The sequence below is a fragment of the Nonomuraea guangzhouensis genome (assembly GCF_019396345.1).
In the GTDB taxonomy this organism is placed as follows: Bacteria; Actinomycetota; Actinomycetes; order Streptosporangiales; family Streptosporangiaceae; genus Nonomuraea; species Nonomuraea guangzhouensis.
This window is the reverse complement of sequence record NZ_JAHKRM010000051.1, coordinates 1-21,141: the sequence shown is the minus strand read 5'-3', so window position 1 is coordinate 21,141 and position 21,141 is coordinate 1. Positions and strand designations below refer to the sequence as shown.

16 protein-coding genes are annotated in these 21,141 nt (G+C 69.4%); 9 read left to right on the top strand and 7 right to left on the bottom strand.

Annotated elements, in window-relative coordinates; all coding sequences use genetic code 11:
* Nucleotides 1-45: 45 nt before the first annotated feature.
* The 3 genes from KME78_RS58365 to KME78_RS58355 all read right to left on the bottom strand — a co-directional run bounded on the left by KME78_RS58365 (nucleotide 46) and on the right by KME78_RS58355 (nucleotide 4,219).
* Entirely contained in the window at nucleotides 46-693 is a 648-nt protein-coding gene (locus KME78_RS58365; RefSeq protein WP_219538807.1) for a nitroreductase family protein, read from the bottom strand.
* A complete protein-coding gene (locus KME78_RS58360; RefSeq protein ID WP_219538806.1) occupies nucleotides 690-2,348 on the bottom strand; it encodes an AMP-binding protein in 1,659 nt (552 codons plus the stop codon). The genes KME78_RS58365 and KME78_RS58360 overlap by 4 nt, the downstream gene beginning before the upstream one ends.
* A 95-nt stretch (nucleotides 2,349-2,443) precedes the next feature.
* Nucleotides 2,444-4,219, bottom strand: coding sequence for a PA14 domain-containing protein (locus tag KME78_RS58355; protein WP_219538805.1), 1,776 nt, complete (start codon nucleotides 4,217-4,219; stop codon nucleotides 2,444-2,446).
* A 271-nt stretch (nucleotides 4,220-4,490) separates the two neighbouring features.
* On the opposite strand from KME78_RS58355, the gene KME78_RS58350 reads away from it, so the two are divergent.
* The 3 genes from KME78_RS58350 (at nucleotide 4,491) to KME78_RS58340 (ending at nucleotide 9,577) form a co-directional block, all read left to right on the top strand.
* Nucleotides 4,491-6,287 carry a serine/threonine protein kinase gene (locus KME78_RS58350; RefSeq protein ID WP_219538804.1) on the top strand — a complete coding sequence of 599 codons (1,797 nt, stop codon included), beginning with the start codon at nucleotides 4,491-4,493 and terminating at the stop codon, nucleotides 6,285-6,287.
* Nucleotides 6,288-6,428: 141 nt separating this feature from the next.
* The gene (locus KME78_RS58345) at nucleotides 6,429-6,911 is read left to right on the top strand and encodes a hypothetical protein (protein ID WP_219538803.1); all 483 of its coding nucleotides are present in this window, start codon (nucleotides 6,429-6,431) and stop codon (nucleotides 6,909-6,911) included.
* On the top strand, nucleotides 6,908-9,577 hold the full coding sequence (locus KME78_RS58340; RefSeq protein ID WP_219538801.1) for an ATP-binding protein: 2,670 nt from the start codon (nucleotides 6,908-6,910) through the stop codon (nucleotides 9,575-9,577). Before KME78_RS58345 ends, KME78_RS58340 begins: the two co-directional genes overlap by 4 nt.
* A gap of 448 nt (nucleotides 9,578-10,025) precedes the next feature.
* Here KME78_RS58340 and KME78_RS58335 read toward each other — a convergent pair whose 3' ends face one another.
* Nucleotides 10,026-11,054, bottom strand: coding sequence for a TetR family transcriptional regulator (locus KME78_RS58335; RefSeq protein WP_219538800.1), 1,029 nt, complete (start codon nucleotides 11,052-11,054; stop codon nucleotides 10,026-10,028).
* 93 nt (nucleotides 11,055-11,147) lie between these two features.
* On the opposite strand from KME78_RS58335, the gene KME78_RS58330 reads away from it, so the two are divergent.
* The 5 genes from KME78_RS58330 to KME78_RS58310 all read left to right on the top strand — a co-directional run bounded on the left by KME78_RS58330 (nucleotide 11,148) and on the right by KME78_RS58310 (nucleotide 17,033).
* Nucleotides 11,148-12,422 carry an FAD-dependent monooxygenase gene (locus KME78_RS58330; RefSeq protein WP_219538798.1) on the top strand — a complete coding sequence of 425 codons (1,275 nt, stop codon included), beginning with the start codon at nucleotides 11,148-11,150 and terminating at the stop codon, nucleotides 12,420-12,422.
* 1,204 nt (nucleotides 12,423-13,626) lie between these two features.
* On the top strand, nucleotides 13,627-14,505 hold the full coding sequence (locus KME78_RS58325) for an ABC transporter permease subunit (protein ID WP_219538796.1): 879 nt from the start codon (nucleotides 13,627-13,629) through the stop codon (nucleotides 14,503-14,505).
* A gap of 159 nt (nucleotides 14,506-14,664) precedes the next feature.
* A complete protein-coding gene (locus KME78_RS58320) occupies nucleotides 14,665-15,078 on the top strand; it encodes a peptidase inhibitor family I36 protein (RefSeq protein WP_219538795.1) in 414 nt (137 codons plus the stop codon).
* 288 nt (nucleotides 15,079-15,366) lie between these two features.
* The gene (locus KME78_RS58315) at nucleotides 15,367-16,335 is read left to right on the top strand and encodes a C40 family peptidase (protein ID WP_219538793.1); all 969 of its coding nucleotides are present in this window, start codon (nucleotides 15,367-15,369) and stop codon (nucleotides 16,333-16,335) included.
* A gap of 92 nt (nucleotides 16,336-16,427) precedes the next feature.
* Nucleotides 16,428-17,033, top strand: coding sequence for a Chromate resistance protein ChrB (locus KME78_RS58310; protein ID WP_246654830.1), 606 nt, complete (start codon nucleotides 16,428-16,430; stop codon nucleotides 17,031-17,033).
* A 38-nt stretch (nucleotides 17,034-17,071) separates the two neighbouring features.
* Here the strand turns inward: KME78_RS58310 and KME78_RS58305 are convergent, their stop codons facing one another.
* The 3 genes from KME78_RS58305 to KME78_RS58295 all read right to left on the bottom strand — a co-directional run bounded on the left by KME78_RS58305 (nucleotide 17,072) and on the right by KME78_RS58295 (nucleotide 19,319).
* Nucleotides 17,072-17,284, bottom strand: a complete 213-nt coding sequence (locus KME78_RS58305; RefSeq protein WP_219538792.1) for a hypothetical protein — start codon at nucleotides 17,282-17,284, stop codon at nucleotides 17,072-17,074.
* Between the two features lie 13 nt (nucleotides 17,285-17,297).
* Nucleotides 17,298-18,071 (bottom strand): COG4280 domain-containing protein, encoded by a 774-nt coding sequence (locus KME78_RS58300; protein ID WP_219538790.1) that lies wholly within the window; start codon nucleotides 18,069-18,071, stop codon nucleotides 17,298-17,300.
* Between the two features lie 63 nt (nucleotides 18,072-18,134).
* On the bottom strand, nucleotides 18,135-19,319 hold the full coding sequence (locus tag KME78_RS58295; protein ID WP_219538788.1) for a serine hydrolase domain-containing protein: 1,185 nt from the start codon (nucleotides 19,317-19,319) through the stop codon (nucleotides 18,135-18,137).
* Nucleotides 19,320-19,396: 77 nt separating this feature from the next.
* On the opposite strand from KME78_RS58295, the gene KME78_RS58290 reads away from it, so the two are divergent.
* Nucleotides 19,397-20,944: a flavin monoamine oxidase family protein gene (locus KME78_RS58290; protein ID WP_246654829.1), complete on the top strand. Its 1,548-nt coding sequence runs from the start codon at nucleotides 19,397-19,399 to the stop codon at nucleotides 20,942-20,944.
* The last annotated feature ends 197 nt before the right edge of the window (nucleotides 20,945-21,141 follow it).

Sequence of the window (21,141 nt, the reverse complement as noted above, 5' to 3'; positions counted from 1 at the left end):
ACGTTTTCCACTTATGTCAAGGTATAAATTAAGCCCCCGATTTGGTCACACGGCGCCCGGTCCTCCCCAGCGGTCGAGGTGGAGGACGTCGTCGAGCGGCAGGCGCGAGGCGGGCTTGAAGGTGTCGCCGGTGTAGTAGGCGGTCGGGATGAGCACGCCTTGGCGGACGTCGCCGGGGAGGCCGAGCAGCTCGGCCACCTCGCTCTCGTAGGCCAGGTGCAGGGTGGTCCACGCCGTGCCCAGCCCGCGCGCCCGCGCGGCGAGCATGTAGCTCCACGCCGCGGGCAGCAGCGATCCCCACAGCCCCGCCTGGTTGCCCTCGGGGAGCTTGGACGCCTGGATGCACGGGATCACCAGCACCGGCACCTCCCCCATGTGCTCGGCCAGGTGGACGGCGCTCGCCGAGACGCGCTGCTGCACCTCGGCGCGGGCCGGGTCGTCCTTGTACAGATGCGCGCCCGAGACACCGGACGCGAAGTACGCCTGCGCCGAGCGCTGGTAGTAATCCCCGATCTGCCCGCGGAGCTCGGGATCGGTGACCACGATCCAGTGCCAGCCCTGGCGGTTGCCGCCGCTGGGCGCCTGCAGCGCGATCTCCAGGCACTCCCGCACCAGCTCGATCGGGACGGGGCGGTCGAGGTCGAGGCGCTTGCGCACGCTGCGGGTGGTGGTGAGCAGTTCATCGATCGTCATGAGCTCATCGTGCCACCGAGTTCCCGCCGGTCCACCTTGCCCGTCTGGTTGCGGGGCACGGCCGGCACGAACTCGATGTCGCGCGGCACCTTGTACCCGCCCAGCTCGGCCTTGACGGCCTGCTTGAGCTCGTCGGCCGACAGCCGCGCGCCGGGCTCCCGGACCACGTACGCGGCCAGGCGCTGGCCGTACTCCTCATCCGGTACGCCCAGGACGGCCACGTCGGCGACGCCCGGATGCCGGCCGAGGAAGTTCTCGACCTCCTGCGGGAACACGTTCTCGCCACCCGAGACGATCATGTCGTCCTCGCGGCCGTCGATGAACAGCCGTCCCCGGCCGTCCCGGTGCCCGAGGTCGCCAGTGCTCAACAGACCGCCCGCTTCCGCGCCCGCTTTCGTGCTCGCTTTCGTGCTCGCGTCGTCGCCGCCGCCCGAGTAGCCGCTGAAGGTGAGCCCGCCGCCGACGAGAACGCGGCCCACCTCGTACGGGGGCAGCTCGCGGCCGTCCGGGCCGGCGATCACCACCGTGGTCCCGCGCGTGGGGCGGCCGATGGTGTCCGGGGCGGCCCGCAGGTCGGCCGGGGTGGCGAGCGTGGCCCAGCCGACCTCGGTGGAGCCGTAGAGGTTGTAGAGCACGTCACCGTAGGCGTCCATGAACGCGGTGGCCAGGTCCGGCGGCAGCGCCGACCCGCCGGAGACCACCACGCGCAGATGCGGCAACGGCTGGACGTCGTGGGCCAGCAGCCGCCTCAGCATGACGGGCACGGCGACCATGGCCGTGGCCCGATGACGGTCGAGGGCGCGAAGGACCGTCCCGGGATCGAAGCGCCGGGTCAGCACGACCGGGCAGCCGAGCACCAGCGCCACGCCGTACCAGAGCAGGCCGAGACCGTGGAACAGCGGCGGCGCGATGAGGATCGGCTCGCCGCTGCGCAGCGGCACGGTGGCCAGCATCGAGGTGAACGGCTCGGCCAGCGCGGTCAGCGACAGCCGTCGCGTCGCCCCCTTGGGCGCGCCGGTCGTCCCGGACGTGAGCAGCACCAGGCGTCCCGGCCGACGCGGCGCCGGCGGCTCGGACGCGGCGGCGGAGGCGGTCGCGGAGGTGGCGGAGGTGGCGGCGAAGGTGGCGGCGGCGGTGGCGGACGCGATCAGCTCGTCCAGGTCGCCGGTGCGGGTCCCGGTGAAGTCCACGGGCGGCAGCTCTGGCGCGGCGATCAAGGTGTGCACGTTCTCGCGCCGCAGGATGTCACGCAGGCGCGGCCCGGCCAGGCCGGTGTTGAGCAGCAGCAGGTCCGCGCCCAGCCGCGAGACGGCCGCCACGGCCTCGACGAAGCCGCGATGGTTGGGCCACATGATCGCCACGGTCCGGCCCGGCCGTACGCCGAACCGGTCGTACAGGGCCCTGGCCAACGCCACCACCCGCGCGTCGAGCTCGGCGAACGTCAGGGAACCGTCCTCGTCGAGGATGGCGGGGCGATCCGGCCAGCGCGCGGCGGCCATGGCCACGCCCGTGGCCGGGGTGACGTGGAAGTGGCGGAACGCCTCCACCATGCGCGCCAGATCCGCGGGCGGCACGGGGCGCAGCAGACCGTTGCGGGCGAACGTTTCGACGGCCTCGGCCCCGAAGCCGCACAGCCGGGCCAACCTGGTGATCATCTGGGTACCTGTTCTCAAGGGTAAGGAGGCCATACCCATGGGATCCGGTTCTAGCCCGGACGCCCACCCCGGGGACGGGGTGGGCGCGGGCATGCTCACCCGGCGAGCAGCTTCTCCGCGGGGATGATCTGGCGGGGAATGCTCGGGCTCTCCCATCGCAGCTCGGCGATGGCGTCATAGCCGCTGTCGTAGAACTCCATCTTGATGTCGTGCGTCCCGGCGCTCAGCGCCACCTGGCCGGTGTCGTCGCGCTTGGAGTGGTCGGTCCAGTTGTCGATGAGCGGTTTGCCGTCCACCCACAGCCGTACCCCGTCGTCGGTGGTGGTGACGAAGGTGTAGGTCTCCGCCTTGTCGGCCACGACCTTCCCCGTCCAGCGCACGCTGAAGGTGTCGGCGCCGATGGCCGGGTCCGGGGCGGCCGAGCCCCAGTCGAAGTTCACGGTGGGGTCGATCCTGGTGACCGTGGCGCCGGCGAGGTCGGCGTTGTCGAAGTACGTCGCCGACAGCCCCTGTTGGTCGATCACCAGCGTCGTCGCCGAACCGGCCGGCAGCGTCACCGTGGCCTTGCCGCCGGCGATGGTCGCGGTTCCGGTCCGGTGCGGGGTCCAGGCGTCCGACGTGCTCTGCCAGATCGCCGCGGTGCCCGCCGTCAGCCCGGTGAGCGCGAGACCGGCCTCGATCGGGTCGGCGCCGACGTTGACCAGGACCACGTTCTTGCTCTGGTCCGAGGCGAAGACGTGCAGCTTGTCGTTGTTCGCGCTCGCCTGGACGACGGTCTTGCCGAAGGGCCGGAACAGCCCCTCCCCCGTGTACATGCCGATGCCGTGGTAGATGGGCAGGGGCTCGCTGCGCGGAATGTTGCCTTCGCCGTTCGTGCTGGTCAGGCCGAGCTGCCCGTTCTTGTCGCCGTACTGGTAGGCACTGGCGCCCGCGTGCAGGATCTGCCCGAGCGCCGCCGCGCCCCACAGCGTGTTGAAGTGGGTGAGCGTACGGTGGCCGTCGAGGTCGTTGAAGTCGGAGTTGAACTCGCCGATCTGCAGGTCGATCTTCCGGCCCAGTACGGACTCCGCGAGAGCGCTCACCTCCTTGATGTCGGTCTCGTAGTCGCGGATCACGCTGCCGAGGAGCGCCTCATCGGTGATCTCGTCGAAGCCGTTGCCGTAGTCGTGGTAGTCGACGAAGTCGACGCGGCTGCCGGAGCCCTGGAGGAACGTTCTGATGTAGTCGTGGTCGTCCCAGGCCGTGGCGGGGCCGCCCACCTTGACCGCGGGGTTCTCGGCCCGCAGCGCGTCGGTGATCAGGTTGAAGCGGCTGCTGTACTCCGCCGCCGTCATCTCCGGCTTGTCGGGCGTGCAGGCGCAGTTGAGCTCGTTACCCAGAATGAACCGCTGGACCGGCTTGCCGGTCGCCGCGAAGTGCTTGTAGAGGGCCACCGCGTCACCGCGGTTCACCTCCGCGCTCTGCCGTCCGTCCACCTGGAGGATGACGACCGGTTCGGCGCCGAGGTCGCGGATCGCGTTGATCCAGGCGTCTCCCGAGACCTCCGTGGCGCACCTGTAGCCGCCGCAGACGATCGGGCTGCCATGGTTGCCCGGCTCCTGGTAGTGGAGCTCGATCCGCATCCGGCCCACGCCTAAAGCGCGCAGCCGGTCGCGGTGCTTGGTGTCGTTGGTGATGTACGAACCCTCGCCGTACCCGGTGATCCCGATGCCGAAGTCGGTGGGGGCGATCGTCCGGATCGGCTTGGTGAAGTCCACCGAGACGGTGGCGGCCACGGCCGCCTCCGCCGGTACGCCCGCCGTCCAGACCGCCGCGGCGGCCAGGCCACCCGCGAGGGCGGCGTGCAGCGTACGACGTGCCAGTGCGATCATCCTTCTCCTGTCACAAAGTCCACAAATCCCGTGGATCATGACATATGCGGATTACGCGGGAGTGACTTCTCGCGTTGATGTGGCGCGCGACACTGCGCCGATCTCACAGATCGATCTGGTCCAGACGGACAACCCCGGCATCCGGCACAATCAGCTCTATGCAGCTGCCGCCCCATCCGCACGAAGGCGAGGACGCGGTCCGCCTGCGCCGCCGGCCGGACCCCCGCGCTCGCTCTCTGCCGCCGCTGCTGTTGCTGCCCGAGAGGGTCTGATGCGCCCTCTCCGATCGACCGATCCCCGGGAAGTCGCCGGGTACGTCCTGCGGGGGCGGCTCGGCGAGGGCGGCCAGGGCACGGTGTTCCTGGGCACTTCGCCCAGCGGGCAGCAGGCGGCGGTCAAGCTCCTGCACACGCACTTCGGCCACGACCTCGACGCCCGGCGGCACTTCCACCGGGAGCTGGCGTCCCTGCAGCGGGTGGCGCCGTTCTGCACGGCCCGCGTCCTGGCGGCCGATCCCGACGCCGACCCTCCGTACGTCATCAGCGAGTACATCGACGGCCCGTCGCTGCAGGAGGCGGTGCGCGACAACGGGGTGCTGCGCGGCGCGGACCTGGACCGCCTGGCCATCGCGACGGCCACGGCGCTGGGCGCCATTCACGCGGCGGGGGTGGTGCACCGCGACTTCAAGCCCGCGAACGTGCTCCTGGCCGCCGACGGTGCCCGGGTCATCGACTTCGGCATCGCGCGCCCGATCGACGCCACCGCCGCCACGGTCAGCGGTGTCGTGGGCACTCCGGCGTACATGTCGCCCGAGCAACTGTCCGGTCACCCGGCCGGTCCGGCCCTGGACATGTTCGCGTGGGCGTGCACCATGGCGTACGCGGCCAACGGCCGGCCGCCGTTCGGCCACGAACCGCTGCCCGCCGTGATCAACCGCATCCTGAACGCCGAACCCGAGCTGGGCTCGCTGACCGGGACCTTACGCGGCTTCGTCGCCGCCTGCCTGCACAAGGACCCCTCGTGGCGACCGGCCGCCCGGCAGGTGCTGCTGGGACTGATGAACAAGCAGCCCGGCCCCCCTTCGTACGGGACACCACCGGCTTTTGGGACACCACCGCCTGCTTATGGGACACCACCGCCTGGCGGAACGCCCCCGGGCGGCGGGACACCCTCGGGCGGCTGGACACCATCGCCTGAGGGAACGCCACCCCCTGGCGGGACACCACCCCCTGGCGGAACGCCACCGCCCGGGGGGACACCGTCGCCTGGCGGGCCGAGACCGCCTTACGGGACACCAGCGCCGCTCCGTCAGGGTCCGTGGCCGATCACCCCGTCACCCGGCACGCCCCACCCGACACAGCCGGGCCGTAAGCGTGCCGGCGTGATCGTCGGCACGGCACTCGCGGCGGCACTCGCGATCACCCTCACGGTGGCCGCCGCCGTCGCCATCAACTGGAACCCAGTGCTGCGGCCCAGCACCAGCCCATCGGCTTCGGGCACGGCCGGCACATCCCCGACAGTGCCGGCCAAGCCCACGGCCACACCCGCGGCGCAAGTAGCCCGCTCACCACGCCTGGGCCTGGAATTCTGGCAGGACAAGGCGGCCAGCCCGATGTCCCTGACCGATCTGGACCAGCCCATCACCACCGTCACCCTGAAGCGCCAGCCGTTCGAACTGCGATTCCCCACCCTCCCCAAGGACACGGCCGCCCAGGTCTGCGCCTGGACGGATGACTCCGTCTTCTCCATCGACGACGGAGGCAAGGTGGCCGACAATCCCTGCTTCAGACCGGGGACCGGCATCGCCGACTACGAGCACGGCTCAGGGACGCTGTACCTGAACAACCACGGCCACAACTACCTGATCGGCGACCGGGTCGGGCACAGCTCCGCCTCCCAGGACACGGTCCTGTTCTCCACGGTCTTCAAGGACGGCACCTCGACACTCCTGGCCGCCCAGCAGAAGAAGCTGTACCTGACCGTCTTCATCGACCTGGACGGAGACGGGACCTTCAAACGCGCGGCTCCGGGCGAGTACGAATACGTCATCCTGGATTTTCCTAGCTGAACGCCGGTTTCGCCCTGCTACGCCAGCGCATTCTGCTCTCCTGAGAGAACCGGTGGGAAACCGCTCCTGCAAGCGAACTGACCGGCTGCTGGTTTGCACATTCGGTGGCGGTATGCGGCCAGCACGTTCACCATGGTCTGCATGGCGACGAGGAAGAGCACTTGGGGCTGGATCTCGCTGACAGTCGGCGGTCTGGTGGTCGGCGCACTGGGGACGATCTTCATCGTGCTCGATCTGGAACAGGCCGATCAGCTGGCGAGCGTGGTAGGCGTGTTCGTCGCCCTGGCAGGGCTGGGCATCTCGGTGTACGGAGTTGTCCTGGCCCGCCGAAGTTCGAGCCCGGCTTCTTCCCAGGCGACCGCTCCACGCTCAGACATAGACGCCATTACGGAGCGCGAGGAGCGATCAGTTGCCGTTCAGGACAACTTCGGGGTGATCCAGACCGGCGACGCCGGCCGGGCCGCCATCACGGGGGCGGGTAACGCCAGTAACACGATCACGGGCGGCACCTTCCATGGGCCCGTGACGATGGCCCGGGATATCGTCGGCCCGTCCGCGGCTCAACTGTCCCCGCCTCCTGCCTTACCCCCAGACGGTCCGGATGTCCCGGAACAGCCCCGATGAGCGAGCCTCGCACGGTTGACAATCAGGCCGGTGGCGACGGTGCCCCCCATAACGCGGTCACCGGTGGGACGTTCTACGCGCCGGTGACCTTGGCTCGCGACGTCACCATGCACGTCACCGGTCCAGCCCCGCAGGCCCCGGCGGGCCTGCCAGCCGGCCCGGTCGGTTTCGTCGGCCGCACCGACGCTCTGAGGGAGGTGCTGGCCTTCCTGGACCCGGCGGATGCGGGTGGGACAGGCGTGGTGGTGTCGGCGGTGGCGGGGATGGCCGGGGTCGGCAAGACCGCGCTGGCGCTGGTGGCCGCCCATCAGGCGATGGAGCAGGGCTGGTTCGGCGGCGGCGTGTACTTCGTCGACCTGCGCGGCTACACCCCCGACCCCGGCAAACGCGTATCCGCCGCAGCGGCGGCAGGGGACGTGCTGCGCAAGATGGGCATCCGCGACACCGATCTTCCGCCAACCGGCGAGGAACGGCTTGCCTTGTACCGGTCGGTGCTGGCCGAACAAGCCCGCCAAGGGCTGCCGGTGCTGGTAGTGGCCGACAACGCCGCCGTCACCGGCCAGGTCGAGCCGCTGCTGCCGGCCCAGCCGTGCCACCGGCTGCTGATCACCTCCCGGCACACCCTTACCCTGTCCGCCCACCTGATCGACCTGACCGTGCTGCCCGAAGAAGAGGCCCTCGACCTGCTGCGTACCGCCCTGCAGCCGAGCCGGCCCGATCCACGTATCGACGCGGAGCCCCATCCCGCGACAACGATCGCCCGGCTGTGCGGACGGCTGCCCTTGGCATTACAGATCACCGCCGCCCTGCTACGCGCCGAACCGGGCCGCTCCCTGGCTGACATGGCCGCAGAGCTCGCCGACGCCCGGCACCGGCTGGACGCCCTGGACACCGGTGACACCGACTCCCACGGCCGGCCGTACGCGGTGCGGGCCGCGTTCGACCTGTCCTATCGGCACCTGGTCGACACGCAGCCGGAGCAGGCACGACTGTTCCGGCTGCTGCCGCTGGACCCGGGCCCGCACCTGTCCCTGTCGGCCGCCGCGGCCCTGGACGACGCACCCGAACCCGTCACGCGCCGACGCCTGGCCGCCCTGTCCCGTGCCCACCTGGTCACCGCCCCGGTCCCGGGCCAGGACCGGTGGGCCATGCATGATCTGGTCCGCCTGTACGCCGACGAGCACGGTAGGACCGAGGCGGACTCGGACGGGCGCGAGCGGGCGCTGGACCGGATGCTGGCCTTCTACCTGGACACGGCCGACGCAGCCGACGGCCACCTGCGTGCTCTTCCCAGTCAATCCACGTCTGAGCGGTTCGGCGGCCGACAGGACGCGCTGGCCTGGTTGGACGCCGAACACGCCAATCTGGTCGCCGCGGTCGCCCTGGCCGACGCCACTCACCGCCACCACGTCGCCTTGTACCTGTCGGTCCGCTTGACCGAATACCTTGCGTGGCGCCGCCACCTCGATGACCGTCTGACCGTCGCCAATGTCGCGGTGCGGGCCGGCGACCGGCTGGGCGACCGGCTGGGCGAAGCCGTCGCGCTGAACAACCTCGGCGTCGCCCTGAGCGAGGTGCGGCGATTCACCGACGCCATCATCACGCACCGCAAGGCGCTGACGATCCTCCGCAAGCTACGCGACCGGCACAGCGAAGCCCAGGTATTGAACAACCTCGGCAGTGCCCTGAGCGGACTGCGGCGCTTCACAGAGGCCAGCACCGCACAGCAGAAAGCCCTGACAATCCTCCGCGAGCTGGGTGACCCGCGCAGCGAAGCCCAGGTGCTGATCAACCTCGGCAATGCCCTGAGCGGACTGCGGCGCTTCACAGAGGCCATCACCGCACAGCAGAAGGCCCTGACAATCCTCGGCTTGCTGGACGACCGGCTCGGCGCAGCCCAGGTGCTGATCAACCTCGGCAATGCCCTGGCCGAGGTGCGGCGCTACGCAGAGGCCATCACCGCACAGCAGAAAGCCCTGACAATCCTCCGCGAGCTGGACGACCGGCACGGCGAAGCCAAAGTGCTGAACAGCCTCGGCTCCATCCTGGGCGAGGCGGGACGGTTCGAGGAGGCCGTCACGGTCTTGGAGGACGCCCTGACAGCCCGCCGCGAAGTGGAGGACCGGCACGGCGAGGGCATAACGCTGACCAACCTCGGCAATGCCCTGGGTGAGCTGGGGCAGTTCAAGGCGGCCGTCACCGCGTACCGGGACGCCCTGGCGGTCTACCGGGAACTGGGCGATCGGCACGGCGAAGGCACAGCACTGACCAACCTCGGCAGTGCCCTGAGCGGGGTGCGGCGATTTGATGAAGCCATCACCGTCCTGACGGACGCCCTGGCGGTCTGCCGGGAGTTGGGCGAGCGGCACGGCGAAGGCATGGCGCTCAACAATCTGGGCAATGCGCTGGGCGAGGCGGGGCGGTTCGAGGAGGCCGTCACCGTGCACCGGAAAGCCCTGACGATCTGCCGCGAGGCGGACGATCGGCACGGCGAAGGCACGGCGCTGACCAACCTCGGCAAGGCCCTGGGTGAGCTGGGGCGGTTCGACGAGGCCATCAGCGCCTTCGAGCGGGCGACCACCATCTTCGAAACGGTGAGCGACGAGCGGCGCCGCAAGCGGGCCCAGGCTCTTGCGGAGGCCGCGCGGCTGCGGAACGCCGAGTGACAGGGGCGTGCGCGCGCTGACGGCTGCGGGTTGCGTTTGACGGCGCTCGGCACCGTACGGCTGCATTCGCGCGCGACCTGATCAAGCAGCGCACCGTGCCGCGTCGCCGCCTCATGGTGCACCTGTTGTCCTGACCCGCGCGATTCGCCGAACGCGGTCCCGCCCGCCCTGTCCCTCCACACGCTGTCGGTTTCCGTGCCTCGAGCGAGACGGGCGCCCTCCGCGATCTGCCGGAGTATGGAGGCGTAGTTCTGGAAGGCGTCGTGCCCTTCGTCGGTCAGCGCCGGCCAGGTTCAGGGGCGTTTGCCGACGAAGCCTTTCGTCGCCCGCACGTAGCCCGCCCCAGACATGAGTGCCGGCACCGCCTGAGACCTGTACGCCGGGCGCGACCCTCAAGACCGCCCGGTCGGCTATCGTCTCAAAATGAGTCGCATATTTAGTCTCAAAATTAGCCGTCCGACAGGTGCCGGTACACGGTCGCGCGAGAGACGCCCAGGGCTCGCGAGATGTCGGCGGCGGAGTGCTCGCCGGTCGCGTACATCCGCCGGGCGGTCTCGATCATGTCCGGGCTCATCGCGCCGGGCCTGCCACGCCGTCGACCTGGCGACCGAGCGGGCGCGGGCGAAGGACCGGAGGAGACCCCATCGGAGGCCCCAGCGGAGCGCTCGGCAGAGGCCATGGCGGAGGGCTTGGCCGGGGAGGCAACCGAGCGCTCCTCCGGGGCCCCGACCTGGCCCTCCGCAGGAAGCCCAACCTGGAACTCCGCCGCAGACCCCATCTGAAGGTCGGATGCGAGCCCTGCCTGGAGGTCGGACACACGTCCCACCTGAAGGCCGGACGCAGGCTCTGCCTGGAGGCCGGACACAACTCCCACCTGAAGGCCGGACGGGGATCCGACATGGAGATCGGTTGCGGACCCAGTCACACGCCCCGGGGCCGTCTCGCCCAGGAGCCGTTCCACCCCGGCCAGTACCGCGGGCCGGATCAGGTCGGCGGGCAGGTCGGCGAACATGACGACCGGGTCGCTGAGCATGGCGAACGCCTGCACCGCCCGCACCTGCCCGGCGAGATCCGCGTCCGGGCCGGCGATGAAGCGCTCGGCCGTCATCGCGGTGTCGCGAAAGCGCTCGAACGTCGGCCGGTCGGCGCCCAGTGCCAGGTCCTGCGTGTTCATCCGCATCAGGAACCGGTGCCTCAGCCACACGTCGAGCAGCCCTTCGATGACGACCCACCGCTTCCGCCGGAAGTCTTCGCCCTCGATGCCGTTGGCCGCCTCGACTGCGGCCTCCATGTCGGCCAGCATCGGCTCCGCCAGCGTGGCAAGGATGTCCTTCTTGCTGGGGAAATGGTAGAGGACCGCGGTCTTCGTCAGGTTGAGCCGCTCCGCGATCTCCCGTACCGAGGTGGCGTGATAGCCGAGCGAGGCGAACAGTTCGAGCGCGACCCGCAGGATCCCGGAGCGGGTGTCGTCAGTCATGTCGCAGATTCTAGCCGCTTGACTGACCTCCGGTCGGGACCTATGGTTCAACCACTGACCGATGGTCAGGGCGAATGAAAGGCGATAGGTCTCATGAACGAGCGGATTCTGATCTCTGGGGCGAGCATCGCGGGGCAGACCCTGGCGTACTGGCTGGCCCGGCACGGGTTCCGGCCCACCCTGGTCGAGCGCGCGCCTCGGCTGCGCGAGGGCGGCAACGGTGTGGACGTACGAGGTCACGCCATCGACGTGGCCGAACGAATGGGGATCATGCCGCAGATCAGGGCGATGGCGGCGGACGTTCAGGGCATGTCCTTCGTGAACGCTGCGAACCGGAGCGTGGCCCGCATCGACGCGCAGGCCATGCAGAGCGGCGGCGCCGACGTGGAGATCATGCGTGGCGACCTGGTGGCGCTCCTGTACGAGGCGACGAAGGATGACGTCGAGTACGTTTTCGGCGACTCCATCCGGACGCTGGAGCAGAGCGGCGACGGTGTGGCGGTCTCCTTCGAGCATGGCCCGGCCCGCCGGTTCGATCTGGTCATCGGCGCCGACGGCATGCATTCCACGGTCCGCCGGCTGGCTTTCGGCCCCGAGTCTCGGTTCATCCAGCACAAGGGCCACTACTTCGCGTTCTCGAACGCCGACTCGGCGCTGGGCGAGAACCGCTGGGTGACGATGTACAACGTGCCGGGCAAGATGGCCGGAATCTACCGCTCAGGCAACCACGCCCAGGCCAAGGCGTACTTCATCTTCCGCCGGTCCGAGCCGCTGACGTACGACCACCGAGACGTGGAGCAGCACAAGCGCTTGGTGAGTGAGGCGTTCGCGGGTGAGTCGTGGCGGGTACGGGAGCTGCTCGCCGGAGCGCTCGCGGACCCCGACTTCTATTTCGACGCGTTGAGCCAGGTGCGGATGCCGTCGTGGTCGTCGGGCCGCGTGGCGCTCGTGGGTGACGCCGCCTACTGCGCCTCTCCCGCGTCGGGCGCCGGCGCCGAGCTGGCGCTGGTCGGCGCGTACCGGCTCGCGGGCGAGCTCGCGGCGGCCTCCGGGGATCACCAGGTCGCCTTCCGCCGGTACGAGGACGGCCACCGGGAGCTGGTCGATCAGAAGCAGAAGATCGGGCCCAACGTCCGCCTCATGGTGCCGAAGACCCGCACCGGCAGGTGGGTCCGCGACACCATGGCCCGGCTGCCGCTGATGCGGGCCATGGCGACGGTGGAGCGCATCATGGCGCCGAAGAACACCGCGCCGCTGCCCGACTACAACCGCGACCAGGTGGCCGACCATCTGATCCGCGAGCCCCAGCTCGCGACGGCGGGCCGAGCGCGGGGCCTGTTCCCGCACTGCGATCGCGCGGCCTCCTGACCTCGCGTACGCCCGCCCGGCCGCAACAGCCGCCGCCCGGAAACTGTCACCGACGGGAGCTGAATGGCGTCACCGCCCATGGAAACGGTCACCGGCGAGGATCGGGCCGCCGCCAACCAGCACCTGCTCGGGTCCGGCCCGCCGACCGACGCCCGGCTGCGGCACGCCCACGTCGCGGGCGGCTCATCGTCGACTGAACCATTCGCGGCCAGGCGCGCGACGGCCGCGAGATCGACCTCCACGGTACGGCGACCGACGTCGCACGGCGGGGCCCGGACGGCCTGTGGCGCTACCTCATCGACAATTCGTTCGCGGCCGGCCCCGCTTAACCGATATCGCCACCGCGGTCACCCTGAAGACGCACTTCCACTACTCGGCCGCACCACATGAGAACCCTTGACCAGCCCGTTTAGGCCTTGTGTAGTGGCCAGATAGTGCCCCTATAGCCACCGGCACTTAACTCCTTCTTGAGGCGGCCGGCTCCAAACCGACCGCCCATCGAAGATCGGAGGAACAAATGCGACTCCTCACGACAAGGACCGGAGGCAACGGCATGCACGGCAAAAAGACGCTACTGCCTGCGCTGCTCATCGCAGCCGCAGCCCTCACGAGCGTTGGCATAGCCTCGCCGGCTCAAGCCGCCGCCTCGACCACCACCACCGTCGCCGCGCCAGCTCAAATACGTGCCTGGTATGTCAAAAGGGTATACGCGAGCTCAGCTTCTTGCAAAGCCGCAGGTCAGGCTTACGTAGACACCGGCTACGCAAAGGCATATAAGTGCGAATATGACAGTCCGGGCTTCGCCCTCTGGCTAAATTCGTACTAAGTTAGCAATTCTCTGGAATCAAGGTCTAAGTCCCAGGTATATCGCATGAAGCGGCGGAGCTCCTGGCAGGCGGACCCAACCAGGAGCTCCCCGCCACCGGGCTGAAGCGTTCTCGCGTGGCGTGGCCGAGTGGCATGTGCGCGGCCGCTGGTACCATCCACGGCACCTTCGCTCACCGTAACGTCGCGGATCAGGTCGGCGACCGCGCGACGCACCTTTCAGGTGAGTGAAGGACGTTCCGAACACGGGCAAGGCCGGGCCTTTTTGACGCTCCACGAAGCCCCGACCTGGCCCTTCCTCGCCGAACCCGTCTCAACGCCCGCATGACCACCGGAACGCTCTTGAATTGCGGTCACGCACGCGAGGATGATCGCCCGTATGCGAGTTGTCGTTCTCGTCTGGGAAGGCTTTCTCGGGATCCTCACGATCGCGCTGATCGTGGCGGCGCTGTTCAGCGTGTCGCCGGGCCAGTATCTGGTCTTCATCCTGGCGCAGGCCGGGGCGACGGGGCTGGTGGCGACAGGGCTGGCGCTGTCGTTCCGCACGGGCACGCCCAACCTGGCCGTCGGGTCGATCGCCGCCTTCACCGCCATGGTGACCGCCTGGCTGATGAACATGAGCGGGCTGGGCTGGTCGGCGGCGATCATCGCGATCCTGCTCACCACGGTCGGCGGGCTCCTCCTGGGTCTGTTCGTCACCGCGCTCTCGGCGCCCGCGTGGGCCGTGACCCTGGGCGCGGCCGTGGCCTGCGAGGCGCTGGTCAGCGGCATCGCGGACGGCCGCGTCATCCCCGTCGACATTGATTTTCCGACCTACGTGTGGTTCGTGCTGTTCGTCATCGTGTCCCTGGGCGGCGCGCTGGCCTGGCCCGCCCTGCGCGTGGCGTCGCCGTGGATCACCGCCATGCTGGGGCTGGGCGGGTCGAGCCTGCTCGCCGCTCTCGGCGGAGTGGCGCTGCTGACCCGGACCCACGCGGCAACCCCCGTGGCGGGCTGGACCACGACCACGCTGACCTTGGCCGCGGTCCTGCTCGGCGGGATCAGCGTGCACGGCAGGCGGGGCGGCATAGCGGGCACCGTGCTCGCGGTGCTCTTCCTCACGCTGGTCCAGGGACAGCTGGTGCTCTGGGCCACGCCGGTGTGGGTGTTCCAGGTCATCGCCGGAGCGGTGATCCTTGCCGCGCTGCTGGCCGGGCGGCTGGCCGACCTGGTGACCCAGGAGACACCGGCCCCCGTGACGCCCGACGCCAGATCGTAAGCGATCCGCCGGGCCGCCCCGCTCGGCGAGCTCGGACTGCGCCTCATCACCGGCGATCGGACTGCGCCCGATCACCGGTGATTGCCCCTTCCACACCGAAGATCGAGTCATGTATGTTCGATCCCGCCATCGAAAAAAAGTTTCAACCGAAGAGGGGCAATGGGCAAGAAGCTTCAGATGCTCGCGCTACCGATCGCAGCCGTCGCGCTGTCCATCCTGCCGACCGTTCCCGCCCAAGCCGCCACGGGCTATGACCGGTGCCATGACGACAACTACTGCATGTTCTCCGGCCTCGACGGCACGGGCGACATCATCGAGATCAAGAGCGACACGCCGGATCTCGCCGCGTTGAACATGGGCGGCAGAGCCAAGTCGGACTGGAACCGGACGGATTCCTGGATCCACCTCTACTCCGAAGCCAACTACGGTGGCTGCTCGGCGACGACCAGCCCGGGCGGCAAGGGCAACTTCTTCTCCGCCTACCGCGACTTCTTCGACTCCGTCCGCATCGGCGGATCGAACGGCCCCTCCTGCGGCACCGAGGACACCTTCCAGGTCAAGTCCCACTCCTGACAGCGGCACGAAGCGCCCCGGCATCGCACCTCCGATGCCGGGGCGCACGCATGTCCAGCCTCGATGCCAGGACCAACACCACCCTCCGAACACTGAACGTCCCGGCGCGTACGTGCGTATCTCCACATGGGTCGGCATATCACCCCCCTATCGCCCGTAGTAGTGGATCTCGCAGCCGTCCCAACGAGAAATGGTGCTGAACAGGCCATCTCTCCGGTACGGTTTCGCCCCATACAAGGACGGTTACGAGGAGGCGTCGTAGTGGCCATGCCGACAAGGCTGGGACGGATGGCAGTGGCCGTGGGGCTGGCGCTGGTGGCATTGGTCTCCACCCCAGGCAGCGTTCTCGCCGCGCCGACGCCCACCCCACAGGCCAGGGCCAAGGCGAAGGCCAAACTGGTGAAGCTCAACGAACGCGCCGACAAGGTGGTCGAGCAGTACAACCAGGCCACCGAGACGTACAAGAAGGCCAAGAAGAAGTACGACGACCTCAACGCCGAGGTCGGCCGCAAGGGCGTACAAGCCGACGCCCTGCGCAGAGACCTCGCCGCGGTGGCGGTGAGCAACTACCAGTTCGGCGAGATCGCGGGCTGGCAGAGGTTCGTCGTCGATGACAGCCCCGAGACGACGCTGAGCGGCATGGCCTCGCTCGACCAGATAGCCCAGGCCAGGGTGGCGAAACTACGCGCCTACGAGGCGACCACCAAGGACCTGCGCGACCGGCGCAATGACGCCAAAACCGTCCTGGCCGAGGCCGACGACGCGCGCGACAAGGTACGCGGGCAGAAGACGGAAGTCGAGAAGCTGGTCGCCGAACAGACCAAGATCCTGCGCAAGCTGGGCGCCTTCCAGGCCGGCGACCCCAACAGCACCGGCATCAAATACACCGGCGCGGCCTCCGGCAACGCCCGCGTCGCACTCCAGCTCGCCTTCGCCCAGGTCGGCAAGCCCTACCAATGGGGCGGCACAGGACCGAACTCCTACGACTGCTCCGGCCTCACCCAGGCCGCCTGGCGGGCCGCGGGAGTCGAACTGCCCCGCACCACGTACACCCAGTGGAGCTGGGGCGCCAGCCGCCGCGTATCACTGGACGAACTGCAGCCCGGCGACCTGCTCTTCAGCAAAGGGCTGGGACACATGGGCATGTACGCGGGCAACGGCAAAATGGTCCACGCGCCGCAGACCGGCGACGTCGTCAAGGTGGTCGACCTCGACGACTACTGGCGCGCCCGCCTGCTCGGCGCGGTCCGCCCCTGACCGCCCGGCGGGCCGGTCGCGTGTGCCGTCAGGCGGATACGATCGACTCGTTCAGCGCTGCGGAGGAGTCGGCGCTGCGGAGGAGGCGGGCATTGCCGGGCACCGAGAGGCCGAAGACCGGCCGCGCCCCCGAAGGCCAGGAGGCCGTCGAGCCGGCCAAGCATGTCACCTGGCTCATGCTCATCTACCGGGTGCCCAGCGAGCCGACCCGGCTGCGGGCCGCCGTGTGGCGGCGGCTGCGCAACCTCGGCGCCATCTACCTGCAGAACTCCGCGGCCGCCGCACCGCGGACACCGCACAGCGAGCGGATGCTGCGGGCGCTGCGCAACGAGATCGTCGAGTCGATGTCGGGTCAGGCCTTCCTGGTCAGCACCTCCTCGGTCATCGGCGAGACCGAACTGGTCGCCCTCTACAACGCCGCGCGCGACGACGAGTACGAAGAGATCCTCGACAAGTGCGTCGACTTCCACGCGGAAGTGGCCAAAGAGGTGACCGCGCGGCACTTCACCTACAGCGAGCTGGAAGAGAACGAGGAAGACCTCACCAAGCTCAAGAACTGGTACGAGAAGGTCAAGGCACGTGACGTCCTGGGCGCCGCACGGGCCAAAGAGGTGACCGAGGCGCTCGAGGACTGCGCGAAGACGCTGGAGGAGTTCGCCGCCTCCGTCTACGAGGCCGAGGACAGCGCGATCTTCTAGGTCGGCTACCAGCCACGCGGCGCGATCTTCCAGGGCGGCTACCGATCGCGTACGTCGATCCGCAGCGCGATGACGAAGGCGGCCATGAGGCACACCCCGAGCACCGGCGTGAGCACCGCTTCCGGCACCGCGAACGCCAGCAGGACCACCGTGCCGAGCGCCAGCGTGGTGACGACGGCCACAGCGATCTTCCAGTCGTCGCCGATGACCAGGTCGTACCAGAACTGCCCGAACCCTCGGATGAAACCCATGCTCAGCTCCTGACTAGAACGTGCTGGGGACGGCGGCGGGCCGCCTGAGGACGTGGACCAGCACCCGCGACAGCCCGAACCACGCGGCGACGAGCACCAGGATCGCCAGGTCGGCGCCCGGCCACTCCAGGCTCTGGCGGCTCGCGGTGAAGATGCCCAGCCCTTCGACCGCCCAGAAGGTGCCGAACGCCGCGAGCAGCAGGCCGACGCCGTACTTCATGGCGTTCTCCGGCACCCTCGACAGCGGCCCCCTGACCGCGATGCCCACGGCGAGGACGAGGAGCACACCGAGGACGGCGGCGCCGATCGCCACCGGCATGTTGTCCGCGCTCAGGCCGAACGTGATCACGATGAAGACCACCTCGACGCCTTCGAGGAAGACCCCCTTGAAACTGATCATGAACGAGAACCAGTCGAGTCCCTTGGCCTTGACCGCGCCCGCGCTCTCGGCCGCCGCCACCTCGTCGGCGAAGATCTGGTCCTCGTCGTGCATGGCCTTGCGCCCGGACGAGCGCAGGATCGCCTTGCGCAGCCACTGCAGGCCGAAGATCAGCAGGACGCCGCCGATCGCGAGCTGGAGTGCCGCCTCCGGCAACCAGGTCGCGAGCGCGTATCCGGCGACGGCGGTGAAGGCCGTCAGCGCGACGAGAGCCGCCGCCACCCCCGCGAACGTGGAGCGCCAGCTCCGCGTCATGCCCATCGCCATGACGATCGTCAGGGCCTCGACCATCTCCACCATCGAGGCGAGCAGCACCGCCGTGCCCAAGCCCCATGCGGCCGCATCCATCGGTCCACATCCTTCCGTTCGTCCTAGGATGTAACAACTGTTAGTTTGCGCATATATCCAGCGCTATGTCGACAAGGACGACAGCGTGTCGGCGATGGCCAGGCAACCCGCGATGCTCCCCCGCGCCAGGTCGTCGATCCACGGCTCGGGCCAGGAGGAGAACTTGGCGATGACCACCCCGGCCGCCTCGTGGACGAACAGCATCTGGCCGTGGATGCCCAAGGCCATGTACACCCCGCCCCCGTCCGGGGTGCGGGGCGCGGCGACCCACCACTGGTTGCGGTAGTAGGCGCCGGGCACGGTCAGGTACGGCGAGCCGTGCCGGAGAAAGGCCGCGGCCTGGTCGCCGTCGGGGGTCAGGGTGTCGGCGACCCAGCCTTCCGGCACCACCCGCGTCCCGTCCGGGCGCAGCCCGTCTCGCCGCAGGGCCTCGCCGAGGCGGGCCAGGTCGCGGGCCGTACAGCAGACCCCGATGTCCGCCAGGGCGTGGCCGCTGCGGTCGACCGTGATCTCGGCGTCGTGTTCGGCGCCCAGTCGCCGCCACAGATGCCGGGAGATCAGCTCCGGCACCCGCAGGCCCGTCGCCCGCTCGGCCAGCAGCGCCAGCACGCAGGTCAGGGTCGAGCGGTACTCGAAGTCGCCGCCGTGCGGGCGCACCTGGGTCAACCGCCAGAAATGGCTGCGCGAGTCCTCGTCCGGCGGGCCCGCCGGGGGCGCCCACTGGCAGATGGAGAAGTAGGCGCGCTGGAGTTCGAGCGTGGTGATGTCCTCGCGCGTCCCCGTACGCATGTCCAGCAGGTGCCGGACGCTCGCCCCCGCCAGCCCGGTGCCGCGGAACTCGGGCACGATCGCGCCGACCTCGTCGTCCGGCGACAGCGCCCCGGACTCGATCACCGAACCGACGGCCGTGGCGGTGATGGACTTGGACACCGACATGCACAGATGCCGGGTGCCCGGCCGCATGCCGTGCTCGTACTGCTCGTGAACGAGCCGGCCCCGGTGCAGCACGACCAGGGCGTCGGTGTGCGACCACTCGACGAGCTCCGCCACGGTCAGGCGACGTCTCGGGCCGTCCTGGAGGCGCAGTTCCAGAGAGCCCAGGCCTGTCCCCTCGGCGATCAGGTCGTGGACGGGCCCCGCACCGCGGGAGATCGGCGCGGTGGGGATCAGCTCTCCGATGCGCTGGTACGCGCTGACGTTGTACGGCGGACGCATCCAGTTCTCCAGCGTCACCGGTTCCATCGACATGAGCCCGATTCTCCTTTGCGCCTGGGAGCTCCCCCACGCACACTCACCCCTTGGCAAACTCATCACTTAGAGCAATCATGTACATGCTTTACGTGACGATGAAGGAGCGTGACGTCCTGGAAGAGAGCCCGTCGATGTCGACACCACTGGGTTCGGCCATGCCCGCGGAGCTGGCGGACGCCGGAGTGCCGAGACCTAGTCACGACCTCAGAGTGCCGGCGGACCTGGTCGCGACCGCCGAGCACGGACTGGCCGCCGGCGGCCGGCCGCGCAAACGCGTACTGATCATCGGAGGCGGGATGGCCGGTCTGGTCGCCGCCTACGAGCTGATGCGGCAGGGCCACGAGCCCATCGTTCTGGAGGCCCAGCAGCGGGTCGGCGGGCGCGTGCTCACCCTGCGCGGATTCGCGCCCGGCCTGTACGCCGAGGCGGGCGCGATGCGGATCCCGCGCGTGCACGACCTCACGCTCGCCTACTGCGCGAAGTTCGGGCTGGCCCTGCGCCCGTTCGTCATGGGCAACCCCCACACCCTGGCCTACATCCAGGGCGTCAGGACCACGATCCAGGAGCTCAACGACAACCCCGAGATCGTCGACTTCGGCCTGGCCGAGCACGAGCGCGGCCGCTCCTACGAGGACCTGTGGCGCACCGCCACACAGGAGATCCACGACCTGTACGCCCAGGAGGGCGAGAACGCGCTCGACCGCCTCTGCGCCGAGTATGACCGCTACTCCATCCGCAGCTTCCTGCGCGAGCGCGGGTTCTCCGAGGGGGCCATCGAGCTCTACGGCGTCATGAGCTTCCGGGAGGCCAACCTCAACGCGGCGGTCATCGAGCAGTTCCGCGAGATCATCGGGCGGGCCTTCGAGGACATGCAGGAGATCGAGGGCGGCGCCGACCGGCTGCCGGACGCCTTCTACCAGGAGCTCAGGAACCACATCCGGTTCGGCCACGAGGTCACCGCCATCGAGCAGGACGACGACTCGGTCACCCTGCACCTCAGGACGGGCTCGGGCAAGACCACGCTCACCGGCGACTACGCCATCTGTACGATCCCGTTCTCGGTACTGCGCGACGTCGAGGCCAGGCCCGCCTTCTCCCGCCGCAAGCAGCGCGCCATCCGCGAGCTGAACTACAACGCCTCCACCAAGATCCTCTTTCAGGTACGGCGGCCGTTCTGGGAGCAGAGCGACGGCATCGTCGGCGGCACCACGGTCACCGACCTGCCGATCCGGCGCATCTGCTACCCCTCGCACCCCGCCCCCGGCGACGAGCGTACGGTCCTGCTGGCCAGCTACACCTGGGGGCAGGACGCTCTGCGGTGGGGCGCGATGTCGTCGCAGAAGCGGGTCGACCAGGCGCTCGAGGACGTCGCCAAGATCCACCCGCAGATCCACGACCACTTCGAGTTCGGCGTCACGCACGCCTGGTACAACGATCCCTACGCGGCCGGCGCCTTCGCCCTGTTCGAGCCGCATCAGCAGAGCAACCTGCATGACGCGATCATCGCGCCGGAGGGCCGCGTGCACTTCGCGGGCGAGCACTGCTCGCTGTGGCACGCGTGGATCGAAGGCGCGCTGGAGTCGGGGCTGAGCGCGGCACGGGCCATCCACGAGGCAGGCTGAGCGCGGCACGGGCCGTACGAAAGGCGGTCGGAACCCGGCCCAGGCCGTACGACAAAGCGGTCGGAACCGGGCACAGGCCGTACAAACGCGGCGGGTGGGCGCGTCAGGGGCGCGCCCGCTCGGCGTATTGGCGCAGGTACGCCGCCGCCGTGGTCAGATCGGCGGCGGCCGTCACGCAGGCGGGGTGGTGGGGGGTC